Origin of the sequence: Pseudomonas sp. P20, from assembly GCF_016463925.1 — a bacterium.
Taxonomy (GTDB): Bacteria; Pseudomonadota; Gammaproteobacteria; order Pseudomonadales; family Pseudomonadaceae; genus Pseudomonas; species Pseudomonas aeruginosa.
In genome coordinates, this window is the sequence record NZ_JAEMVM010000014.1 from 230,752 (window position 1) to 252,097 (window position 21,346).

The 21,346-nt window shown below is 68.9% G+C and carries 18 protein-coding genes; 13 read left to right on the plus strand and 5 right to left on the minus strand.

What is annotated here, in order from left to right; genetic code table 11:
* Positions 1-6: 6 nt before the first annotated feature.
* Genes JHD77_RS20125 through liuE form a run of 3 tightly spaced genes read left to right on the plus strand, consistent with a single transcriptional unit; the run spans position 7 to position 3,691 of the window.
* Positions 7-804, plus strand: coding sequence for a gamma-carboxygeranoyl-CoA hydratase (locus JHD77_RS20125; RefSeq protein ID WP_003088598.1), 798 nt, complete (start codon positions 7-9; stop codon positions 802-804).
* Positions 801-2,768, plus strand: a complete 1,968-nt coding sequence (liuD, locus tag JHD77_RS20130; RefSeq protein ID WP_016851703.1) for a methylcrotonyl-CoA carboxylase subunit alpha — start codon at positions 801-803, stop codon at positions 2,766-2,768. Before JHD77_RS20125 ends, liuD begins: the two co-directional genes overlap by 4 nt.
* A gap of 20 nt (positions 2,769-2,788) precedes the next feature.
* A complete protein-coding gene (liuE, locus tag JHD77_RS20135) occupies positions 2,789-3,691 on the plus strand; it encodes a bifunctional 3-hydroxy-3-isohexenylglutaryl-CoA lyase/hydroxymethylglutaryl-CoA lyase (protein ID WP_003100393.1) in 903 nt (300 codons plus the stop codon).
* 67 nt (positions 3,692-3,758) lie between these two features.
* Here the strand turns inward: liuE and JHD77_RS20140 are convergent, their stop codons facing one another.
* The gene (locus JHD77_RS20140) at positions 3,759-4,562 is read right to left on the minus strand and encodes an IclR family transcriptional regulator (protein WP_003111362.1); all 804 of its coding nucleotides are present in this window, start codon (positions 4,560-4,562) and stop codon (positions 3,759-3,761) included.
* Between the two features lie 160 nt (positions 4,563-4,722).
* Between JHD77_RS20140 and hmgA the strand changes: the two genes are divergently transcribed.
* From hmgA to bdhA, 7 genes are all read left to right on the plus strand, one after another.
* Positions 4,723-6,021 carry a homogentisate 1,2-dioxygenase gene (hmgA, locus tag JHD77_RS20145; protein WP_003100397.1) on the plus strand — a complete coding sequence of 433 codons (1,299 nt, stop codon included), beginning with the start codon at positions 4,723-4,725 and terminating at the stop codon, positions 6,019-6,021.
* A gap of 4 nt (positions 6,022-6,025) precedes the next feature.
* Positions 6,026-7,324 (plus strand): fumarylacetoacetase, encoded by a 1,299-nt coding sequence (fahA, locus tag JHD77_RS20150; RefSeq protein WP_003100400.1) that lies wholly within the window; start codon positions 6,026-6,028, stop codon positions 7,322-7,324.
* Positions 7,321-7,959 (plus strand): maleylacetoacetate isomerase, encoded by a 639-nt coding sequence (maiA, locus tag JHD77_RS20155; RefSeq protein WP_003100402.1) that lies wholly within the window; start codon positions 7,321-7,323, stop codon positions 7,957-7,959. Before fahA ends, maiA begins: the two co-directional genes overlap by 4 nt.
* Positions 7,960-8,043: 84 nt before the next feature.
* Positions 8,044-9,396 (plus strand): MFS transporter, encoded by a 1,353-nt coding sequence (locus tag JHD77_RS20160; RefSeq protein ID WP_023089079.1) that lies wholly within the window; start codon positions 8,044-8,046, stop codon positions 9,394-9,396.
* A gap of 68 nt (positions 9,397-9,464) precedes the next feature.
* The gene (gene hbcR / locus JHD77_RS20165; protein WP_023089078.1) at positions 9,465-10,910 is read left to right on the plus strand and encodes a sigma-54-dependent transcriptional regulator HbcR; all 1,446 of its coding nucleotides are present in this window, start codon (positions 9,465-9,467) and stop codon (positions 10,908-10,910) included.
* A gap of 260 nt (positions 10,911-11,170) precedes the next feature.
* Positions 11,171-12,562 carry a GntP family permease gene (locus JHD77_RS20170; protein WP_003088575.1) on the plus strand — a complete coding sequence of 464 codons (1,392 nt, stop codon included), beginning with the start codon at positions 11,171-11,173 and terminating at the stop codon, positions 12,560-12,562.
* A 33-nt stretch (positions 12,563-12,595) separates the two neighbouring features.
* A complete protein-coding gene (gene bdhA / locus JHD77_RS20175) occupies positions 12,596-13,366 on the plus strand; it encodes a 3-hydroxybutyrate dehydrogenase (protein ID WP_023085197.1) in 771 nt (256 codons plus the stop codon).
* Positions 13,367-13,566: 200 nt separating this feature from the next.
* Here the strand turns inward: bdhA and JHD77_RS20180 are convergent, their stop codons facing one another.
* The 4 genes from JHD77_RS20180 to JHD77_RS20195 form a co-directional block, all read right to left on the minus strand.
* Positions 13,567-14,991 (minus strand): short-chain fatty acid transporter, encoded by a 1,425-nt coding sequence (locus JHD77_RS20180; protein WP_003088572.1) that lies wholly within the window; start codon positions 14,989-14,991, stop codon positions 13,567-13,569.
* A gap of 212 nt (positions 14,992-15,203) precedes the next feature.
* Positions 15,204-16,385 carry an acetyl-CoA C-acetyltransferase gene (locus JHD77_RS20185; protein ID WP_003121716.1) on the minus strand — a complete coding sequence of 394 codons (1,182 nt, stop codon included), beginning with the start codon at positions 16,383-16,385 and terminating at the stop codon, positions 15,204-15,206.
* A 149-nt stretch (positions 16,386-16,534) separates the two neighbouring features.
* Positions 16,535-17,191 carry a CoA transferase subunit B gene (locus JHD77_RS20190; RefSeq protein ID WP_003088567.1) on the minus strand — a complete coding sequence of 219 codons (657 nt, stop codon included), beginning with the start codon at positions 17,189-17,191 and terminating at the stop codon, positions 16,535-16,537.
* A 34-nt stretch (positions 17,192-17,225) separates the two neighbouring features.
* Positions 17,226-17,924 carry a CoA transferase subunit A gene (locus JHD77_RS20195; protein WP_003088566.1) on the minus strand — a complete coding sequence of 233 codons (699 nt, stop codon included), beginning with the start codon at positions 17,922-17,924 and terminating at the stop codon, positions 17,226-17,228.
* Positions 17,925-18,055: 131 nt separating this feature from the next.
* On the opposite strand from JHD77_RS20195, the gene JHD77_RS20200 reads away from it, so the two are divergent.
* The 3 genes from JHD77_RS20200 (at position 18,056) to JHD77_RS20210 (ending at position 21,335) form a co-directional block, all read left to right on the plus strand.
* Positions 18,056-18,976, plus strand: a complete 921-nt coding sequence (locus tag JHD77_RS20200) for a LysR family transcriptional regulator (protein ID WP_003088564.1) — start codon at positions 18,056-18,058, stop codon at positions 18,974-18,976.
* A gap of 67 nt (positions 18,977-19,043) precedes the next feature.
* A complete protein-coding gene (locus tag JHD77_RS20205) occupies positions 19,044-20,999 on the plus strand; it encodes an acetoacetate--CoA ligase (RefSeq protein WP_003450416.1) in 1,956 nt (651 codons plus the stop codon).
* A gap of 57 nt (positions 21,000-21,056) precedes the next feature.
* The gene (locus tag JHD77_RS20210; RefSeq protein WP_003088559.1) at positions 21,057-21,335 is read left to right on the plus strand and encodes a peptidylprolyl isomerase; all 279 of its coding nucleotides are present in this window, start codon (positions 21,057-21,059) and stop codon (positions 21,333-21,335) included.
* The last annotated feature ends 11 nt before the right edge of the window (positions 21,336-21,346 follow it).

The following is a 21,346-nucleotide window of genomic DNA, read 5'->3' on the forward strand; positions in this document are numbered from 1 at the left end:
ACCAGCATGAGCGAATTCCAGACCATCCAGCTTGAGATCGACCCGCGCGGCGTAGCCACCCTGTGGCTGGACCGGGCGGAAAAGAACAACGCCTTCAATGCCGTCGTGATCGACGAACTGTTGCAGGCCATCGATCGCGTCGGCAGCGACCCGCAGGTCCGCCTGCTGGTGCTGCGCGGCCGTGGCCGGCACTTCTGCGGCGGTGCCGACCTGGCCTGGATGCAGCAGTCGGTGGACCTCGACTACCAGGGCAACCTGGCCGACGCCCAGCGCATCGCCGAACTCATGACCCATCTCTACAACCTGCCCAAGCCGACCCTGGCGGTGGTCCAGGGCGCGGTGTTCGGCGGCGGGGTCGGCCTGGTCAGTTGCTGCGATATGGCCATCGGCAGCGACGACGCGACCTTCTGCCTGTCCGAGGTACGCATCGGCCTGATCCCGGCGACCATCGCCCCGTTCGTGGTCAAGGCCATCGGCCAGCGCGCCGCGCGGCGCTATTCGCTGACCGCCGAGCGCTTCGACGGACGCCGCGCCAGCGAACTGGGCCTGCTCAGCGAAAGCTGTCCCGCCGCCGAACTGGAAAGCCAGGCCGAGGCCTGGATCGCCAACCTGCTGCAAAACAGCCCGCGCGCCCTGGTCGCCTGCAAGGCGCTCTACCATGAGGTCGAGGCCGCCGAGCTGAGCCCGGCGCTGCGCCGCTACACCGAGGCGGCCATCGCCCGCATCCGCATCAGCCCGGAAGGCCAGGAAGGCCTGCGCGCCTTCCTGGAGAAACGCACGCCCGCCTGGAGAAACGACGCATGAACCCGGACTACCGCAGCATCCAGCGCCTCCTGGTCGCCAACCGCGGCGAGATCGCCTGCCGGGTGATGCGCAGCGCGCGCGCCCTCGGCATCGGCAGCGTCGCCGTGCACAGCGACATCGACCGCCACGCCCGCCACGTCGCCGAAGCCGACATCGCCGTCGACCTGGGCGGCGCCAAGCCCGTCGACAGCTACCTGCGCGGCGACAGGATCATCGCCGCCGCCCTCGCCAGCGGCGCCCAGGCGATCCACCCCGGCTACGGCTTCCTCTCGGAGAACGCCGACTTCGCCCGCGCCTGCGAGGAAGCCGGCCTGCTCTTCCTCGGACCGCCGGCGGCGGCCATCGACGCCATGGGCAGCAAGTCGGCGGCCAAGGCGCTGATGGAAGAAGCCGGCGTGCCGCTGGTGCCCGGCTATCACGGCGAAGCCCAGGACCTCGAGACTTTCCGCCGGGAAGCCGGGCGCATCGGCTACCCGGTGCTGCTCAAGGCCGCCGCTGGCGGCGGCGGCAAGGGCATGAAGGTGGTGGAGCGCGAGGCCGAGCTGGCCGAGGCCCTTTCCTCCGCCCAGCGCGAGGCCAAGGCCGCCTTCGGCGACGCGCGGATGCTGGTGGAGAAATACCTGCTGAAGCCGCGCCACGTGGAGATCCAGGTATTCGCCGACCGCCATGGCCACTGCCTGTACCTCAACGAACGCGACTGTTCGATCCAGCGCCGCCACCAGAAGGTCGTCGAGGAAGCCCCCGCCCCCGGTCTCGGTGTGGAACTGCGCCGGGCCATGGGCGAGGCCGCGGTACGCGCGGCGCAGGCGATCGGCTACGTCGGCGCCGGTACCGTCGAATTCCTCCTCGACGAACGCGGCCAGTTCTTCTTCATGGAAATGAACACCCGCCTGCAGGTGGAACACCCGGTCACCGAGGCCATCACCGGCCTCGACCTGGTCGCCTGGCAGATCCGCGTCGCTCGCGGCGAGGCGCTGCCGCTGACACAGGAACAGGTGCCGCTGAACGGCCACGCCATCGAAGTGCGGCTCTACGCGGAAGACCCCGAGGGCGGCTTCCTCCCCGCCAGCGGCCGCCTGGCGCTGTACCGCGAAGCGCCCGCCGGCCCCGGCCGGCGGGTCGACAGCGGGGTACGCGAAGGCGACGAGGTCTCGCCGTTCTACGACCCGATGCTGGCCAAGCTGATCGCCTGGGGCGAAACCCGCGAGGAAGCCCGCCAGCGCCTGCTGGCGATGCTGGCGGAAACCTCGGTCGGCGGCCTGCGCACCAACCTGGCGTTCCTCCGCCGCATCCTCGGCCATTCGGCGTTCGCCGCCGCCGAACTGGACACCGGGTTCATCGCGCGCCACCAAGACGACCTGCTGCCGGCGCCGCAAGCGCTGCCGGAGCATTTCTGGCAAGCCGCCGCCGAAGCCTGGCTGCAGAGCGAACCGGGCCACCGTCGCGACGACGACCCGCATTCGCCGTGGAGCCGCAACGACGGCTGGCGCAGCGCCCTGGCGCGGGAGGCCGACCTGATGCTGCGCTGCCGCGACGAACGCCGCTGCGTCCGCCTGCGCCACGCCAGCCCCAGCCAGTATCGCCTGGACGGCGACGACCTGGTCAGCCGGGTGGACGGTGTCACCCGTCGCTCGGCGGCGTTGCGCCGCGGACGCCAGTTGTTCCTCGAATGGGAGGGCGAACTGCTGGCCATCGAAGCCGTCGACCCGATCGCCGAGGCCGAGGCCGCCCATGCCCACCAGGGTGGTTTGAGCGCGCCGATGAACGGCAGTATCGTGCGGGTCCTGGTCGAGCCCGGCCAGACGGTCGAAGCCGGCACCGCCCTGGTGGTGCTGGAGGCGATGAAGATGGAACACAGCATCCGCGCGCCCCACGCCGGGGTAGTGAAGGCGCTGTATTGCAGCGAGGGCGAACTGGTAGAGGAAGGCACGCCGCTGGTGGAGCTGGACGAGAACCAGGCCTGACAGCCAAGACGAGGAACAGCATGAACCTGCCGAAGAAGGTCCGCCTGGTGGAAGTCGGTCCGCGCGACGGACTGCAGAACGAGAAACAGCCGATCGAGGTGGCCGACAAGATCCGCCTGGTCGATGACCTGAGCGCCGCCGGCCTGGACTACATCGAAGTGGGCAGCTTCGTCTCGCCCAAGTGGGTGCCGCAGATGGCCGGCTCGGCCGAGGTGTTCGCCGGCATCCGCCAGCGTCCCGGCGTGACCTACGCGGCGCTGGCGCCGAACCTGAAAGGCTTCGAGGCGGCGCTGGAGTCGGGGGTGAAGGAAGTGGCGGTGTTCGCCGCCGCGTCGGAAGCCTTCTCCCAGCGCAACATCAACTGCTCGATCAAGGACAGCCTGGAGCGCTTCGTACCGGTGCTGGAGGCGGCGCGCCAGCACCAGGTGCGGGTGCGCGGCTACATTTCCTGCGTGCTCGGCTGTCCCTACGACGGCGATGTCGATCCGCGCCAGGTCGCCTGGGTCGCCCGCGAACTCCAGCAGATGGGCTGCTACGAAGTGTCCCTGGGCGACACCATCGGCGTCGGCACCGCCGGTGCCACCCGCCGGCTGATCGAGGCGGTGGCCAGCGAGGTTCCCCGCGAGCGCCTCGCCGGGCACTTCCACGACACCTACGGGCAGGCCCTGGCGAACATCTACGCCAGCCTGCTGGAAGGCGTCGCGGTATTCGACAGCTCGGTGGCCGGCCTCGGCGGTTGTCCCTACGCCAAGGGCGCCACCGGCAACGTCGCCAGCGAAGACGTCCTCTACCTGCTGAACGGCCTGGAGATCCATACCGGGGTCGACATGCACGCCCTGGTCGACGCCGGCCAGCGCATCTGCGCGGTGCTCGGCAAGAGCAACGGATCGCGAGCGGCGAAGGCGTTGCTGGCCAAGGCCTGAGAAGCGGCGGATAACCGCGGGCGGTTATCCGCCCTACCTGACATCACCCTCAGGCTCGGAGACTGCATCATCCACCCTGGGTGCCGTCATACCCCATCCGCCAACTGATAGCCCGAGTCGTCGCAAGCAGCCGTTCCGCCGCCGGCCCCTGCTCCTCGGCCTGGAAGATGCTCGCCGGGCCGACCACCGTGAGCACCGCCGCCACCCGCCCGCGGGCGTCGAACACCGGTGCCGAGAGCGCCTCCACCCCAGGCATCAGCAGCCCATGGATCGCATGCAGGCCGCGCGCGCGGATGCCCTCCAGCAGCACCGCGTAGGCCGCCGGGTCGGCCAGCGGATGGTCGGCGCGCCCGGCCAACTCTTCCTCGCGCAGCTCGGCCACCTCGCGTTCCGGCAGGAACGCGGCGAACACCAGGCCGGTGGACGAACCGAGCAGCGGCAGCACCGAGCCGACCTGGGTGACCACCGTCACCGCGCGCACCGCCTGTTCCACCTGTACCACGGTGGCGCCACGGTTGCCCCAGACGGCGAGGAAGCAGGTCTCGTTGAGCACGTCGCGCAGCTCGGCCAGCGGCGCGGCGGCGCTCTTCAGCACGTCCATGCTGTCCAGCGCCGCCAGGCCCACGCGCAGGGCCTCGCGCCCCAGCGAGTAATGATTGGTGGAGGCGTCCTGGACCGCGAAGCCGCTGGCGATCAATGCCTGCAGATAGCGATGGACCTTGCTCGCCGGCATCCCCACATGCTCCGCCAGGCGCGACAGCGAGGTCGCCGGGGAGAGTTCGGCGAGGGCCTTGAGGATATCGGTACCGACTTCGGCGGAGCGGACCTTCTGCTTGCCGGAGGTTTCGGCGGGACTGCTGTTCTTTTCCATGGACGCGGGTTCCTGCGGGCGGGGCCGACGTTATAGCTTGACGCTGCCTTCCACTCAAATTACGTTATGCGTAATTGAGTTACGATAAAAATAACGCAGCCAGCGTGCCAGGTCCCCGGCGGATCTGCGGCAAGCTGCCCCCACTCCCCGGAGGCCTCAGATGAACCTCGACTCCACTGCCCTCGCCTATCAATCGGGCTTCGGCAACGAATTCAGCAGCGAAGCGCTCCCCGGCGCCCTGCCGGTCGGCCAGAACTCCCCGCAGAAAGCGCCCTACGGCCTGTACGCCGAACTGCTCTCCGGCACCGCCTTCACCATGGCTCGCAGCGAGGCCCGGCGCACCTGGCTGTACCGCATCACGCCGTCGGCCAAGCATCCGCCGTTCCGCCGCCTGGAACGACAGATCGCCGGTGCCGAACTGGATGCGCCGACTCCCAACCGCCTGCGCTGGGACCCGCTGGCACTGCCCGAGCAGCCCACCGACTTCCTCGACGGCCTGCTGCGCATGGCCGCCAACGCGCCCGGCGACAAGCCCGCCGGTGTGAGCATCTACCAGTACCTGGCCAACCGCTCGATGGAGCGTTGCTTCTACGACGCCGACGGCGAACTGCTGCTGGTCCCGCAATTGGGCCGTCTGCGCCTGTGCACCGAACTCGGCGCGCTGCAAGTCGAACCGCTGGAGATCGCGGTGATCCCGCGCGGGATGAAGTTCCGCGTCGAGCTGCTCGACGGGGAGGCACGAGGCTATATCGCCGAGAACCACGGCGCGCCGCTGCGCCTGCCCGACCTCGGCCCGATCGGCAGCAATGGCCTGGCCAATCCGCGCGACTTCCTGACCCCGGTGGCGCGCTACGAGGACAGCCGCCAGCCGCTGCAACTGGTGCAGAAATACCTCGGCGAACTGTGGGCCTGCGAGCTTGACCACTCGCCGCTGGACGTGGTCGCCTGGCACGGCAACAACGTGCCCTACAAGTACGACCTGCGCCGCTTCAACACCATCGGCACGGTCAGCTTCGACCACCCGGACCCGTCGATCTTCACCGTGCTGACCTCCCCCACCAGCGTCCCCGGCCTGGCCAACATCGACTTCGTGATCTTCCCGCCGCGCTGGATGGTGGCCGAGAACACCTTCCGTCCGCCATGGTTCCACCGCAACCTGATGAACGAATTCATGGGCCTGATCCAGGGCGCCTATGACGCCAAGGCCGGCGGCTTCGTGCCCGGCGGCGCCTCGCTGCACAGTTGCATGAGCGCCCACGGCCCGGACGCGGAAAGCTGCGACAAGGCCATCGCCGCCGACCTCAAGCCGCACAGGATCGACCAGACCATGGCCTTCATGTTCGAGACCAGCCAGGTCCTCCGGCCGAGCCGTGCCGCCCTCGAGACGCCGGCCCTGCAGAATGACTACGATGCCTGCTGGGCGTCGCTCGTATCCACCTTCAACCCGCAACGGAGATAACCCCATGAACCAGCCAACCCCCACTCGTAGCTGGGTCGCCTCCGCCAATGGGCATGCCGACTTTCCCCTGCAAAACCTGCCGCTGGGCATCTTCAGCCGTGCCGGCCTGAGCCCGCGTTGCGGCGTGGCCATCGGCGACTCGATCCTCGACCTGGACGCGGCGCTGGCCGCCGGGCTGTTCGAGGGTGCCGCCGGCGAAGCCGCCGAAGCCACCCGCGGCGGCGCGCTGAACGCCTTCTTCGCCCTCGGCAAGCCGGCCCGCGTGGCGCTGCGCCAGCGCCTGCTGGAGCTGCTCGGCGAAGGCGCCGCGGAGCGCCCGGAACTGCTCCATCCGGCCGCCGAGTGCCAAATGCACCTACCGGCCAGGATCGGCGACTACACCGACTTCTACGTCGGCATCCGCCACGCCGAGAACGTCGGCAAGCTGTTCCGCCCGGACAACCCACTGTTGCCCAACTACAAGCACGTGCCCATCGGCTACCACGGCCGCGCCTCGACCGTGCGCGTCTCCGGCAGCGAAGTGCGCCGGCCCAACGGCCAGACCCTGCCGGCCGGCGCCAGCGAGCCGGTGTTCGGCCCCTGCGCGCGCCTGGACTACGAACTGGAGCTGGGCATCTGGATCGGCCAGGGCAACGCCCTCGGCGAAGCCATCCCGGTTTCCCGCGCCGCCGAGCACATCGCCGGCTTCTGCCTGCTCAACGACTGGTCGGCGCGCGACATCCAGGCCTGGGAATACCAACCGCTCGGCCCGTTCCTGTCGAAGAGCTTCATCACCAGCGTCTCGCCCTGGGTGGTCACCGCCGAAGCCCTGGAGCCGTTCCGCCGCGCCCAGCCAGCGCGCCCCGAAGGCGACCCGCGGCCGCTGCCGTATCTCTACGACGACAACGACCAGGCCCACGGCGCCTTCGACATCGAGCTGGAGGTCCTGCTGCTCACCGAGGGCCTGCGCGAGAAAGGCCTGCCGCCGCAGCGCCTGACCCTGAGCAACAGCCTGAGCATGTACTGGACGGTGGCGCAGATGGTCGCCCACCACAGCGTCAATGGCTGCCAGTTGCAGCCCGGCGACCTGTTCGGCTCCGGCACCCTGTCCGGCGCCGAGCCCGGCCAGTTCGGCTCGCTGCTGGAGATCACCGCTGGCGGCAAGCAGCCGGTGCAACTGGCCTCCGGCGAGACCCGGCGCTTCCTCGAGGACGGCGACGAGGTCATCCTCCGCGCTCGCTGCAAGCGCGAGGGACATGTCTCGATCGGTTTCGGCGAATGTCGCGGCAAGGTGCTCGCGGCCCTTCCGGGGGCGCGCGGATGAAGCTCTATACCTACTACCGTTCCACCTCCTCCTACCGGGTGCGCATCGCCCTGGCGCTGAAGGGGCTGGACTACCAGTCGCTGCCGGTCAACCTGGTCCGCGACGGCGGCGAACACCGCCAACCCGCCTACCTGGCGCTCAACCCGCAGGGCCGCGTACCGGCCCTGCAGGTCGACGAGGGCGAGCTGCTGATCCAGTCGCCGGCGATCATCGAGTACCTCGAGGAGCGCTACCCGCAACCCGCCCTGCTCTCCAGCGATCCGCTGCGCCGCGCCCGCGAGCGCGGAGTCGCGGCGCTGGTCGGCTGCGACATCCACCCGTTGCACAACGCCAGCGTGCTCAACCTGCTGCGTCAGTGGGGCCACGACGAAGAGCAGGTCCGGCAGTGGATCGGCCACTGGGTCGGCCAGGGTCTCGCCGCCGTCGAGCAACTGATCGGCGACCAGGGCTGGTGCTTCGGCGACCGGCCGGGCCTGGCCGACGTCTACCTGGTCCCGCAGCTCTACGCCGCCGAGCGCTTCGGCGTGGCGCTGGACGCCTGGCCACGGATCCGCCGGGTCGCCGACCTGGCCGCCGCCCATCCGGCGTTCCGCCAGGCCCATCCGGCCAACCAGCCGGACACCCCGGCCGCCTGAGGGACCGCAGAGTCCCGCTCCTGAAGATAAAGGGGGGCGTCCGCCGGACGCCCCATCACCAATAAGAACCTCAGGTACCTTGCGATGCACAACCAGATCGCCAGCTTTCGCGCGGCGCTCGACGCGCGCCCCGTGTCCCGCTACCAGTGGCTGTTGCTGCTGCTCCTCGCCCTGTTGCTGGTCACCGATGGCTACGATGCCCAGGTGCTCGGCTACGTGGTGCCGACCCTGGCCCAGGAATGGGGCCTGGACAAGGCCGCATTCGGCCCGGTGTTCAGCGCCAACCTGTTCGGCCTGACCGTCGGTTCGCTGCTGGTGACGCCGCTGGCTGACCGCTTCGGCATCCGCCGGGTGCTGCTCTGCTGCGTGCTGATCTACGCCAGCCTGACCGTCCTGATGGTCTTCGCCGGTTCCCTGGAAAGCCTGATGCTGGCGCGCTTCGTCTGCGGCATCGGAATGGGGGGGGCGATGCCCAGTGCCATGGCGCTGATGGCCGAGTATTCGCCACCGCGCCTGCGTACCCTGATGGTCACCCTGGCGGCCTGCGGTTTCTCCTTCGGCGGCGCCGCCGGCGGTTTCGTCGCCGCCGCCTTCATGGACGGCTTCGGCTGGCAGGCGGTATTCCTCGCCGGCGGCGTCACCCCGTTGCTGCTGTTCCCCTTCCTCCTCCTGTTCCTCCCGGAGTCGCTGCCGCGCCTGCTCCGCGACGCACCGCCCTATGCCCGCCTGCGCCAGCTCAGCGAGCGTATGGCGCCGGGCTGGCAGCCGCCGCCGGCACAGGCCGACGCCGAGCCGGCGGCAAGCCTGACCGTGCTGGAGCTGTTCCGCCACGGTTACGCGCGGCCGACCCTGCTGCTCTGGGCGACCTTCTTCGTCAGCCTGATCCTGCTCTACTTCATGGTCAGCTGGCTGCCCTCGCTGCTCCAGGAAAGCGGCCTGACACGCAATGCGGCGAACCTGGCGACCTCGATGTTCCTCTTCGCCGGCACCCTCGGCGCGATGCTCCTGGCCTGGCTCGCCGACCGCCTGCGCAGCAAGGTCCGCCTGCTGGCGGCGATTCTCGCCGGCGCCGCGCTGTTCACCCTGCTCCTCGGCCTCAACCACGACCAGCCGCGCTGGCTGCTGGCGTTCGTCTTCGCCGCCGGCTTCTGCATCATCGGCGGGCAGTTGACCCTGAACGCCTTCGCCAGCAACTTCTACCCGGCCCAGGTACGCGCCACCGGCACCGGCTGGGCGCTGGGCGTGGGCCGCTTCGGTTCGATCCTCGGCCCACTGTTCGGCAGCCTGCTGCTGGGCATGCACATATCCGTGGAGAACATCTTCATGCTTGCGGCGTTTCCCGCCGGGCTCGCCGCGCTACTGATCCTCCAGGTCCGCTCGCCCGCCGCCCAGGCGCAGCGGGAAAGCGCCGCCGCGCTGGCCGTCGAGGAATCCTGAGCCTTCACCGCGAGCGGCTTCCCGGCTACAGTGGCGGGCCGTTTCGCCGTCCGCCGCAGGAGCCGCCGATGAACGACGCCGACAGCCTCCAGGATTACCAACGCGTGCGCCAGCAGGCGATCCGTTCACTGTTCGAGATCGTCGAAGGCTCCAGCGAAGGCACGGTGATCGTCGACCGCGAGGCCCGCATCGTCTGGATCAACCAGCGCTACGCCCAGCGTTTCGGCCTCGCCGACCCGGCGCAGGCCATCGGCCGGCCCTGCGAAAGCGTGATCCCCGGTAGCCTGCTGCGCGAAGTGGTAGGCAGCGGCAAGCCGATCCTGCTGGACATGATGGACAGCGCGAAGGACCCGCTGGTGGTGATGCGCCTGCCGATCCACGACGACGCCGGCGAAGTGATCGGCGCCATCGGCTTCGCCCTGCTCGACGAACTGCGTTCGCTGTCGCCGCTGGTGACCCGCTACCTGAGCATGCAGCGCGAACTGGCCTCGACCCGCTCGCAATTGCAGGCGCGCCAGGCCAAGTACAGCTTCAGCCACTTCGTCGGCACCAGTCCGGCCAGCCTGGAAGTCAAGCGCCGCGCCCGTCGTGGCGCGGCCAGCGAAGCGCCGGTGCTGTTGCTCGGCGAGACCGGCACCGGCAAGGAACTGCTCGCCCACGCCATCCACAGCGCTTCGCCGCGGGCGCACAAGGCCTTCGTCAGCGTGAACGCCGCGGCGATCCCGGAAAGCCTGCTGGAGGCCGAATTCTTCGGTACCGCCCCGGGGGCCTTCACCGGTGCCGAGCGCAAGGGCCGGCCAGGCAAGTTGCAGGTGGCCCAGGGCGGCACGTTGTTCCTCGACGAGATCGGCGACATGCCGCTGGCCTTGCAAGGCAAGCTGTTGCGCGTGCTACAGGAGAAAGAGTTCGAAGCGGTGGGTTCCAACGAAGTGATCCGCAGCGACATCCGCCTGGTCGCCGCCACTTCCATCGACCTGCAGCAGGCGATGCGCGAAGGCCGTTTCCGCGCTGACCTCTACTACCGGCTGAACGTCCTGCCGATCGAGATCCCGCCGTTGCGCCAGCGCCTGGACGACCTCCCGGCGCTCTGCGAGTCGATCCTCGACAGCCTCGACCACGGCCGTCTCCACGAACTCGGCGGCGACGCCCTGGCGCTGCTCGCCCGGCATGCCTGGCCGGGCAACGTCCGCGAACTGCGCAACGTGCTGGAACGCGCGCTGCTGCTGGCCGACCAACCGTTGCTGGACGCCACCGCCCTCGGCGCGGCGCTGGGCCCCCTGCAACCGCTGCCGGAGCTGCCTCGAGCGGCGGACGACAGGCCGGTCGGGGATTTCCAACAGGCCCGCGAAGCCTTCGAGCGCGACCTGATCGGACGGGCCCTGGCGCAGAGTGCCGGCAATGTGGTGGAAGCGGCGAAACGCCTGGGCCTGGGTCGCTCGACCCTGTACAAGAAGATCGTGGCGCTGGGCATGCGTCTCGATAGCGGGACTCGTCTCGAAATAGAGACGAACTGAGACCTGCATAGCACGGAACTTTCGCTCGATTACGTCTCCATTTTGAGACAACGCTATTCCCCACGCTCCCCTTCGTCTCGCCGCAGCCCACGAAAACCGCGATTCTGGGGCCTGGCACGGTTATCGCAACGTGCCTTTCCGACGGCCCTGCCCCGTTCCAGGCCGTCACGCCGGTGCCCGCATCGTTCGACAACAAGAAACAGGCCCGGAGCGCCTTCCCCATGCGAAGCGCGCCCCGCAGCGCCGTGGAGATATGCCCGATGAGCGTGATCATCGCCCTTGCCGCCCTGGGCCTGCTGATGCTGGCCGCCTACCGGGGCTACAGCGTCATCCTGTTCGCCCCCCTCGCCGCCCTCGGCGCCGTCCTGCTCACCGATCCCAGCGCGGTCGCGCCGACCTTCACCGGGGTGTTCATGGAGAAGATGGTCGGTTTCATCAAGCTTTACTTCCCGGTATTCCTGCTTGGCGCGGTGTTCGGCAAGCTGATCGAGCTGGCCGGCTTCTCCCGTTCCATCGTCGCGGCGGCGATCCGCCTGCTCGGCACCCGCCAGGCGATGCTGGTGATCGTACTGGTCTGCGCGCTGCTCACCTACGGCGGCGTCTCGCTGTTCGTGGTGGTGTTCGCGGTCTACCCGTTCGCCGCGGAGATGTTCCGCCAGAGCGACATCCCCAAGCGGTTGATTCCGGCAACCATCGCCCTCGGCGCGTTTTCCTTCACCATGGACGCGCTGCCCGGCACCCCGCAGATCCAGAACATCATCCCCTCGACCTTCTTCGGCACCCACGCCTGGGCCGCGCCCTGGCTCGGCACCCTCGGCGCGCTGTTCGTCTTCGCCGTGGGCATGCTCTACCTGCGACGCCAGGCGAACAAGGCGCGGCGCAACGGCGAAGGCTACGGCAGCGACCTGCGCAACGAGCCGGAGACCGCCGATGACCTGCGCCTGCCGAATCCCTGGCTGGCGCTCTCGCCGCTGGTGCTGGTCGGGGTCGCCAACCTGCTGTTCACCCACTGGATCCCGCAATGGTACGGCCAGGTCCATACCCTGCAACTGGCCGGCATGGCCACGCCGTTGCAAACCGAGGTCGGCAAGCTCACCGCGATCTGGGCAGTGCAGGCGGCCCTGCTGCTGGGCATCCTGCTGGTGCTGGCGAGCGGCTTCGCGGCGATCCGCAGCCGCCTCGCCGAAGGCACCCGCAGCGCGGTGGCCGGCTCGCTGCTGGCGGCGATGAACACCGCCTCGGAATACGGCTTCGGTGCGGTGATCGCCTCGCTGCCGGGCTTCCTGGTGCTGGCCGACGCGCTCAAGAGCATTCCCAATCCGCTGGTCAACGAAGCGATCACCGTCACCCTGCTGGCTGGCATCACCGGTTCCGCGTCGGGCGGCATGAGCATCGCCCTGGCGGCGATGTCCGATACCTTCATCGCCGCCGCCAACGCCGCGCAGATCCCCCTGGAAGTCCTCCACCGGGTCGCCGCCATGGCCAGCGGCGGGATGGATACCCTGCCGCACAACGGCGCGGTGATCACCCTTCTGGCGGTCACCGGCCTGACCCATCGGGAGGCGTACAAGGACATTTTCGGTATTACCCTGATCAAGACCCTGGCGGTGTTCTTCGTCATCGGGCTGTTCTACGCCACCGGCCTGGTCTGATCCGCCCTTTTTTCATCCAGCGGGAGAAACAGCATGACCCTGAAAGGCAAGACCGCCCTGGTCACCGGTTCCACCAGCGGCATCGGCCTGGGCATCGCCCTGAGCCTGGCCGAGGCCGGCGCCGACCTGCTCCTCAACGGCTTCGGCGAGGTCGACGCGGCACTGGCGCAGGTCCGCGCCCGCGGCGTGCGCGCAGAGCACCACCCGGCCGACCTCTCCAGCCCGGAGCAGATCGGCGAACTGATGGCCTTCGCCGAGCGGACCTTCGGCGGCGCCGACATCCTCGTCAACAACGCCGGCATCCAGTACGTGGCGCCGGTGCAGGAATTCCCCACGGAACGCTGGGACGCGATCATCGCGATCAACCTGTCCTCGGTGTTCCATACCACCCGCCTGGCCCTGCCGGGCATGCTCGCGCGCGGCTGGGGGCGGATCGTCAACATCGCCTCGACCCACGGCCTGGTCGCCTCGGCCGGGAAGAGCGCCTACGTCGCCGCCAAGCATGGCGTGCTCGGCCTGACCAAGAGTGTGGCGCTGGAAACGGCGCGCACGCCGGTGACCTGCAACGCCATCTGCCCCGGCTGGGTGCTGACCCCGCTGGTGCAGAAGCAGATCGACGCGCGCATCGCCGAGGGCGTCTCGCCCGAACAGGCGGAACACGACCTGCTGGCGGAAAAGCAACCCTCGCTGGCCTTCGTCACCCCCGAGCAACTCGGCGGACTGACGCTGTTCCTTTGCAGCGAAGCCGCCGACCAGGTGCGCGGCGCGGCCTGGAACATGGATGGCGGCTGGGTGGCGCAGTAGCCGGGGCGGCCAGCCTCTCCCCAGACCCTCTCCCTGAAGGGAGAGGGAACCATCCGGAGTTCGCCCGCCCCATTGCGTAGGGCGGATAACGCCACAGGCGTTATCCGCCGATACCTCGTTTCCCGGCGCGGCTACCCTCTCCCCAACCTTCTCCCTTCAGGGAGAGGAAGTTATCGGGGCCAGGTCGGTCCGCCGATGCGCTACGGCATCACCGGCGGGATGTACGCCAGGGTGCTGCCCAGGGCCCAGAGCAGCACCAGCACCAGCGGGATGTGCACCAGCAACTGGACGAACGAGAAGCCGATCAGGTCGCGCGCCTTCAGCCCCAGCACGCCGAGCAACGGCAGCATGTAGAACGGGTTGATCAGGTTCGGCAGCGCCTCGGCGGCGTTGTAGATCTGCACCGCCCAGCCGAGGTGATATTGCAGCTCGTTGGCCACCTGCATCACGTACGGCGCCTCGATGATCCACTTGCCGCCGCCGGAGGGAATGAAGAAGCCCAGCACCGCCGAGTACACGCCCATCAGCAGCGCGTAGGTGTCGTGGGAGGCGATCTGTACGAAGAAGGTCGAGATATGGTGGGCCAGGGTCTCGCCGTCGCTGCCGTTGACCGTGGTCATGATCGCCGCGATCGAGCCGTACAGCGGGAACTGGATCAGCACCCCGGTGGTGGTCGGCACCGCGCGCGCCACCGCGTCGAGGAAGCTGCGCGGGCGCCAGTGCAGCAACGCGCCGAGCATCAGGAACAGCAGGTTATAGGTGTTCAACCCGGAGATCGCCAGGATCGCCGGCTTGGTCGAGAACTCGTGGACCAGCCAGCCGCCGGCCAGCAGTACCAGCAGGATGATCAGCAACGGGCTGTGCTCCAGCCACTCGCCGGGCCGGGTCGGCGCCAGCCTGGCCGGAGCGGTGAAGCTCACGTCGACCCCGCAATCCTTGGCGTCGCGGGCGCTGGCGGCGCTCGGCGCGGTCATGTAGGCGATCACCAGCGAGACCAGGATCAGCGCCAGCAGCATGACCCCGGACTGCCAGAGGAAGATGGTCTCGGTGAACGGGATCACCCCGGTGATCGCCAGGATCGACGGTGGCAGGCTGGCCGGGTTGGCCTGCAACTGCGCGGCCGACGACGACAGGCCCAGCGCCCACACCGCGCCCAGCCCGAGGTAGGCCGCGGCGCCGGCGGCGCGATAGTCCATGCGCAGGTCGCTGCGGCGCGCCAGGGCGCGTACCAGCAGGCCGCCGAAGACCAGGCTGAGGCCCCAGTTGAGCAGCGAGGCGAGCATCGACACCAGCGCCACCCAGCAGACCGCCGAGCGGCCATTCTTCGGCACCCGCGCGAGCAGGTCGATGAGACGCGAGGCGGGGCCTGAACTGGCCACCACATAGCCGCCGATGACCACGAAGGCCATCTGCATGGTGAACGGGATCAGGCTCCAGAAACCGTCGCCGAAGGCTTTCGCCGTGGCGGTCGGTCCGGCGCCCATGGCCAGCGCGGCCAGGCTGACGATGAGGATGGCCAGGGCGGCGAACACCCAGGAGTCGGGAAACCAGCGCTCGGCCCAGTTCGAGCAACGCATGGCGAAGCGCGCGGAGCGGCTTTCTTGGATGGGAAGGATAGCGGTCATCGCGGATTCTCTCGGTTTTATTGTTATTCGGCGACTACGGGGCCGCCTGTGTGTGCTACGGCTCCCTGGGCACCCGGCCGTCCCGAGGGGCGGAACGGTACGGGGCCGGTCGGACGGTCAAGGCCGTCCGCCGCTCGTTCCCTGGACACGAGCGCGCCATGCCCCCGCGAAAGGACATGGCGCGATCACGCCGCGAGCGGCAGGTCGATGGATCAGTCGCGGGCCAGGGTCAGGGCGACGCCCTGCCCGCCGCCGATGCACAGGGTGGCGAGGCCCTTCTTCGCGTCGCGACGGATCATCTCGTGCAGCAGGGTCACCAGCACCCGGCAGCCGGACGCGCCGATCGGGTGGCCAAGGGCGATGGCGCCGCCGTTGACGTTGACCCTGGCGGCATCCCAGCCCAGTTCCCGACCCACCGCCAGGGACTGCGCGGCGAAGGCCTCGTTGGCCTCGATCAGGTCCAGTTGCTCCAGGCTCCAGCCGGCCTTGTCGAGCGCGCGACGGGTGGCGGAGACCGGGCCGATGCCCATGATCGCCGGGTCGACCCCGGCGCTGGCGTAGCTGGCGATCCGCGCCAGCACCGGCAGGCCCAGGGCCTTGGCCTTGGCCGCGCTCATCAGCAATACCGCGGCGGCGCCGTCGTTGAGGCTGGAGGCGTTGCCGGCGGTGACGCTGCCGTCCTTCCTGAAGGCCGGCTTGAGCTTGGCCAGGGCCTCGACGGTGGTGCCGGCGCGCGGCTGCTCGTCGGTATCGAAGCTCAGCGGCTCGCCCTTGCGCTGCGGGACCTGGATCGGCGTGATCTCGTCGCGGAAGCGCCCGCCCTCGATGGCGGCGATGGCCTTCTGCTGCGAAGCGGCGGCGAAGGCGTCCTGCTCCTCGCGGGTCAGGCCGTACTTCTCCGCCAGGTTCTCGGCGGTGATGCCCATGTGGTAGTCGTTGAAGGCGTCCCACAGGCCGTCCTCGATCATGCTGTCGACCAGCTTCGCATGGCCCATGCGCAGGCCGGTGCGGGCGCCGGGCATGACGTAGGGCGCCAGGCTCATGTTCTCCTGGCCGCCGGCGACGATCACCTCGGCGTCGCCGCAGCGGATCGCCTGGGCGCCCAGGTGCAGGGCCTTGAGGCCGGAGCCGCAGACCTTGTTCAGGGTCATGGCCGGCACGCCGACCGGCAGGCCGGCCTTGATCGCCGCCTGGCGCGCCGGGTTCTGCCCGGACCCGGCGGTGAGCACCTGGCCGAGGATCACTTCGTCGACCTGGCCGGCATCGAGACCGGTCTGTTCGAGCAGGCGGCGGATCACCGCGGCGCCCAGCTCGGGGGCGGGAATGCCGGCCAGCGAGCCCTGGAAGCTGCCGACGGCGGTACGGGTAGCGGCGACGATGACGACGTCTTGCATGGATGGTTCTCCTGGATTCGCCCGTGGCCGGGCCGAATCGCTGCGGGTGGACGTAGACGGTGCGACAGCCTCCTATCCTACGCCCTCTGGAAAGGACGGTCCGCGCGGCCGGCGCCTTGCGTGGAGGCGCCGGCCGCGCGGGCCGCGATTCAGAAACTCATTTCCGGCACGTGCTCGGGGACGATCAGCTTGCCGGCGGTCTTCGCCACGATCTCCTCGACGCTGACCCCGGGGGCGCGCTCGCGGAGGATGAAGGCGCCGTCCTCGATCTCCAGGTAGGCCAGGTCGGTGAGCACCTTGCGAATGCAGCCGCAACCGGTCAGCGGCAGGGTGCAGTACGGCAGCAGCTTGGACTCGCCGTCCTTGGAGGCGTGGGTCATGGTGACGATGATGTTCTCGGCGCCGGCCACCAGGTCCATGGCGCCGCCCATGCCCTTGACCAGCTTGCCGGGGATCATCCAGGAGGCGATGTTGCCGCGCACGTCCACCTCGAAGGCACCGAGCACGGTGAGGTCGACGTGGCCGCCACGGATCATGGCGAAGGACTGCGCCGAGTCGAAGATCGACGCGCCGACGCGGGCGGTCACGGTCTGCTTGCCGGCGTTGATCATGTCGGCGTCGACTTCCGCCTCGCTGGGGAACGCGCCCATGCCGAGCAGGCCGTTCTCCGACTGGAGCATGACGTCGATGCCTTCCGGCACGTAGTTGGCCACCAGGGTCGGGATGCCGATGCCGAGGTTGACGTAGTAGCCGTCCTTCAATTCGCGCGCCACGCGCTGCGCCATCTGTTCGCGGGTAAGTGCCATCTGGGGAAACCTCTTGTCGTTGTAGCGGCCGCCGTCAGGCGCGCAGCGTGCGTTTCTCGATGCGTTTCTCGAAGCGACCCTGGATGATCCGGTCGACGTAGATGCCGGGGGTGTGGATCTGCGTCGGGTCCAGTTCGCCGGGCTCGACGATCTCCTCCACCTCGACCACCGTGATGCGCCCGGCGGTGGCGACCAGCGGGTTGAAGTTCTGCGCGGTGTGGCGATAGACGACGTTGCCGAAATGATCGGCCTTCCAGCCCTTGACGATGGCGAAGTCGCCGGTGATGGCCGGTTCGAGGATGTAGTGGCGGCCATTGAACTCGCGCGCCTCCTTGCCCTCGGCGACCGGGGTGCCGTAGCCGGTGGCGGTGAAGAAGGCCGGGATGCCGGCGCCGCCGGCGCGGATCTTCTCGGCCAGCGAGCCTTGCGGGGTCAGTTCGACTTCCAGTTCGCCACTGAGCAGTTGTTGCTCGAACAGGGCGTTCTCGCCGACGTAGGAGGCGATCATCTTGCGGATCTGCCGGTCTTCCAGCAGCACGCCGAGGCCGAAACCGTCGACGCCGCAGTTGTTCGAGACCACCGTGAGGTCCCTGACCCCGCGCCGGCGGATTTCCGCGATCAGGTTCTCGGGAATCCCGCAGAGGCCGAAGCCCCCGGCGAGGACGGTCATGCCGTCGGTCAGGCCTTCGAGGGCCTCTTCGTAACTGCCTACTCGCTTGTCGAGTCCGCTCATGCTGCTGTGCCTCTTCCGGCTCTTGTGATTGTGCGTGCGGCAGTCTGACTGCCGGGTCGCACAGAGCTTCTCCGCTGCGGACTGATTTGTTAAGTTTGTTTTTCCAATCCATTGATGAGAAAAACAAATAAATGACCGTCAAGCAGTTGCGCGCCTTCCTCGCCGTGGCGCAGAGCCTCAGCTTCGCCCAGGCCGGCGAACGCCTGCACCTCTCCCAGCCGGCCCTGAGCCTGGCGATCAAGAGCCTGGAGGAAAGCCTCGGCGGTCCGCTGCTGGAACGTACCACCCGCAGCGTCAGCCTCACCCCCGAGGGCGAGACCCTGCTGCCGCTGGCGCTGCGCCTGCTGGCCGACTGGGACAATACCGAGGAATTGCTGCGCCAGCACTTCACCCTGCAACTGGGCAAGGTCTCCATCGCCGCCATGCCCTCCTTCGCCGGCAACCTGCTGCCGCTGGTCTTGAAGACCTTTCGCGAACGCCACCCGCGGGTCAACGTGGCGGTGCACGACGTGATCAACGAGCAGGTGCTGGAGATGGTCCGCAACCGACGCGTCGAGCTGGGCATCGCCTTCGAGCCGGAGTCCCTGGAAAACCTCGAGTTCACCCCGTTCTACAGCGACCGCTTCGTCGCCGTGGTGCCGACCGGCTCGCCGCTGTCCGGGCAGGAGCGGATCAGTTGGCGCGAACTGCTCGGCGAGCCCTTCATCACCCTGCAACGCCCCTCGGCGGTGCGCCTGCTCCTGGAAGAAAGCGTGGCCGCCGAGCACGGTCGCTTGCCGGTGGCGTTCGAGAGCCACCAACTGGTCACGGTCGGGCGGATGGTCGCCCAGGGACTCGGTGTCAGCGCCGTGCCGACCCTGTGCATCCAGCAGATGCAGGAACTCGGCGCGCGCTGCCTGCCGCTCTACGCGCCGCAGGTGCAGCGACGGGTCGGCCTGCTGCGGCTGAGCGAGCACAAGCTGTCCACCGCCGCCCAGGCCCTCAGCGACGTGCTGCTGCATGGCACCGACTGGCGCTCGCTGGCGCTGCCGCAGGACCAGTCCACGGAGTGAGGCAGGCAGCGGCGGGTCCGGTTATGCTTCCTGCATGTCCCGGAACAACAACAAGGACGGACACGCCATGCCCGCACCGCTCTGGAGCCCTTCCGCCGAACGCATCGCCGCCAGTCGCATGGAGGCCTTCCGACGCTTCGTCAACCAGCGGCACGCCCTCGGCCTGGTCGACTACCCGGCGCTGCATGCCTGGAGCGTGCAGCGGCGCGAGGCGTTCTGGCAGGCCATCGTCGACTTCTTCGAGGTGCGCTTCCAGCAACCGCCGCGTGCGGTCCTCGAGGAAGGCGCGCAGATGCCCTCGGCGCGCTGGTTCCCCGGCGCCACGCTGAATTTCGCCGAACACCTGCTGCGCCGCCGCGATGATGCCCCGGCGCTGATCGCGGTGAGCGAAGACGGTCGCCGCGAGGTGCTCAGCCACGCCGAACTGGCCCGTCACGTGGCGGGCCTGCAGAAGCGCCTCGCCGCCCTGGGCATAGGCCCCGGCGACCGGGTCGCCGCGCTGATGCCGAACACCTGGCAGACCGTGGTCGGCATGCTCGCCACCGCCAGCCTCGGCGCGACCTGGTCGAGCTGCTCGCCGGACTTCGGTACCCAGGGTGTGATCGACCGCTTCGGCCAGATCGAACCGCGCGTGCTGATCGCCTGCGCCGGCTACCGCTACGCCGGCAAGTCGCTGGACCTGACCGCCAAGCTCAACGAGGTGCTCGCCGGCCTGCCCGGCCTGGAGCAACTGCTGGTGGTGCCCTACGACCGTCCGCAGGCGCAGCCGCAGGACTACCGCTGCCAGGCGCAGGTCGCGCTGTGGGACGGGTTCTACCAGGCCGAGGGCGAGCCGGTCTTCACCCCGGTGCCCTTCGAGCAGCCGCTGTACATCCTCTATTCGTCGGGCACCACCGGAGTCCCCAAGTGCATCGTCCATGCCACCGGCGGCGTGCTCCTGCAACATCTCAAGGAGCACGGCCTGCACACCGACCTGGGCGACGGCGACCGGCTGTTCTACTACACCACCTGCGGCTGGATGATGTGGAACTGGCTGGCCTCCGGTCTGGCGGTGGGCGCCAGCCTGGTGCTCTACGACGGCTCGCCGTTCCACCCCGGCCCCGAGCGCCTGCTGGACCTCATCGACGCCGAGGACATCGCCGTGTTCGGCGCCAGCGCCAAGTACCTGGCGGCGCTCGAGAAGGCCGGCGTGCGCCCGCGCCACAGCCACCGCCTGGACAGCCTGAGGACACTGCTCTCCACCGGTTCGCCGCTGGCCCACGAAAGCTTCGACTACGTCTACCGCGAGCTGAAGAGCGACCTCTGCCTGTCGTCGATCTCCGGCGGCACCGACATCGTTTCCTGCTTCGCCATCGGCAACCCGGTGCTGCCGGTGTGGCGCGGCGAACTGCAATGCAAGGCGCTGGGCATGGCCGTGGAAATCTGGGACGACGACGGCCGCCGCCTCGCCAGCGGCAAGGGCGAGCTGGTCTGCACCCGGCATTTCCCGTCGATCCCGCTGGGCTTCTGGAACGACCCGGATGGCACCAGGTTCCACGACGCCTACTTCGCCAGCTTTCCCGGCGTCTGGGCCCATGGCGACTACGCCGAGGAAACCGTCCACGGCGGGCTGGTCATCCACGGCCGCTCCGACGCGGTGCTCAATCCCGGCGGCGTGCGCATCGGCACCGCGGAAATCTACCGCCAGGTGGAAAAGGTCGAGGAAGTCCTCGAGTCCATCGCCATCGGCCAGGACTGGCAGGGCGATGTGCGTGTGCTGCTGTTCGTCCGCCTGCGCGACGGCGTGCGACTCGACGAGCCGCTGCGCGAACGCATCCGCCAGACCATCCGCGCCAACGCCACGCCGCGCCACGTACCGGCGAAGATCATCCAGGTCGCCGATATCCCGCGCACCCTGAGCGGCAAGATCGTCGAGCTTGCGGTGCGCAACGTGATCCACGGCCGCCCGGTGAAGAACACCGACGCCCTGGCCAACCCGCAGGCGCTGGAGCTTTATCGCGACCTCGCCGAACTGCGCGACTGAAGCCGCGGCGAGCCTGGGCTAGAATGCGCGTTCCGTCCTACCGCAAAAGGTAATTCCATGCCCGTCGCCATGGCCCGCCACATCCTGGTCAAGACCGAAGCCGAGGCCGCGCAACTGAAGCAGCGCCTGGCCAAGGGCGAGGACTTCGCCACGCTGGCGAAGAAGCATTCGACCTGCCCGTCCGGCAAGCGCGGCGGCGACCTCGGCGAGGTGCGCCCGGGGCAGATGGTCAGGTCCATCGACAATGCCATCTTCAGGAAACCCGTGGGCGTGCTCCAGGGTCCGCTGAAGAGCCAGTTCGGCTACCATCTCCTGGAAGTGTATTTCCGCGACTGAACCGCCACCGG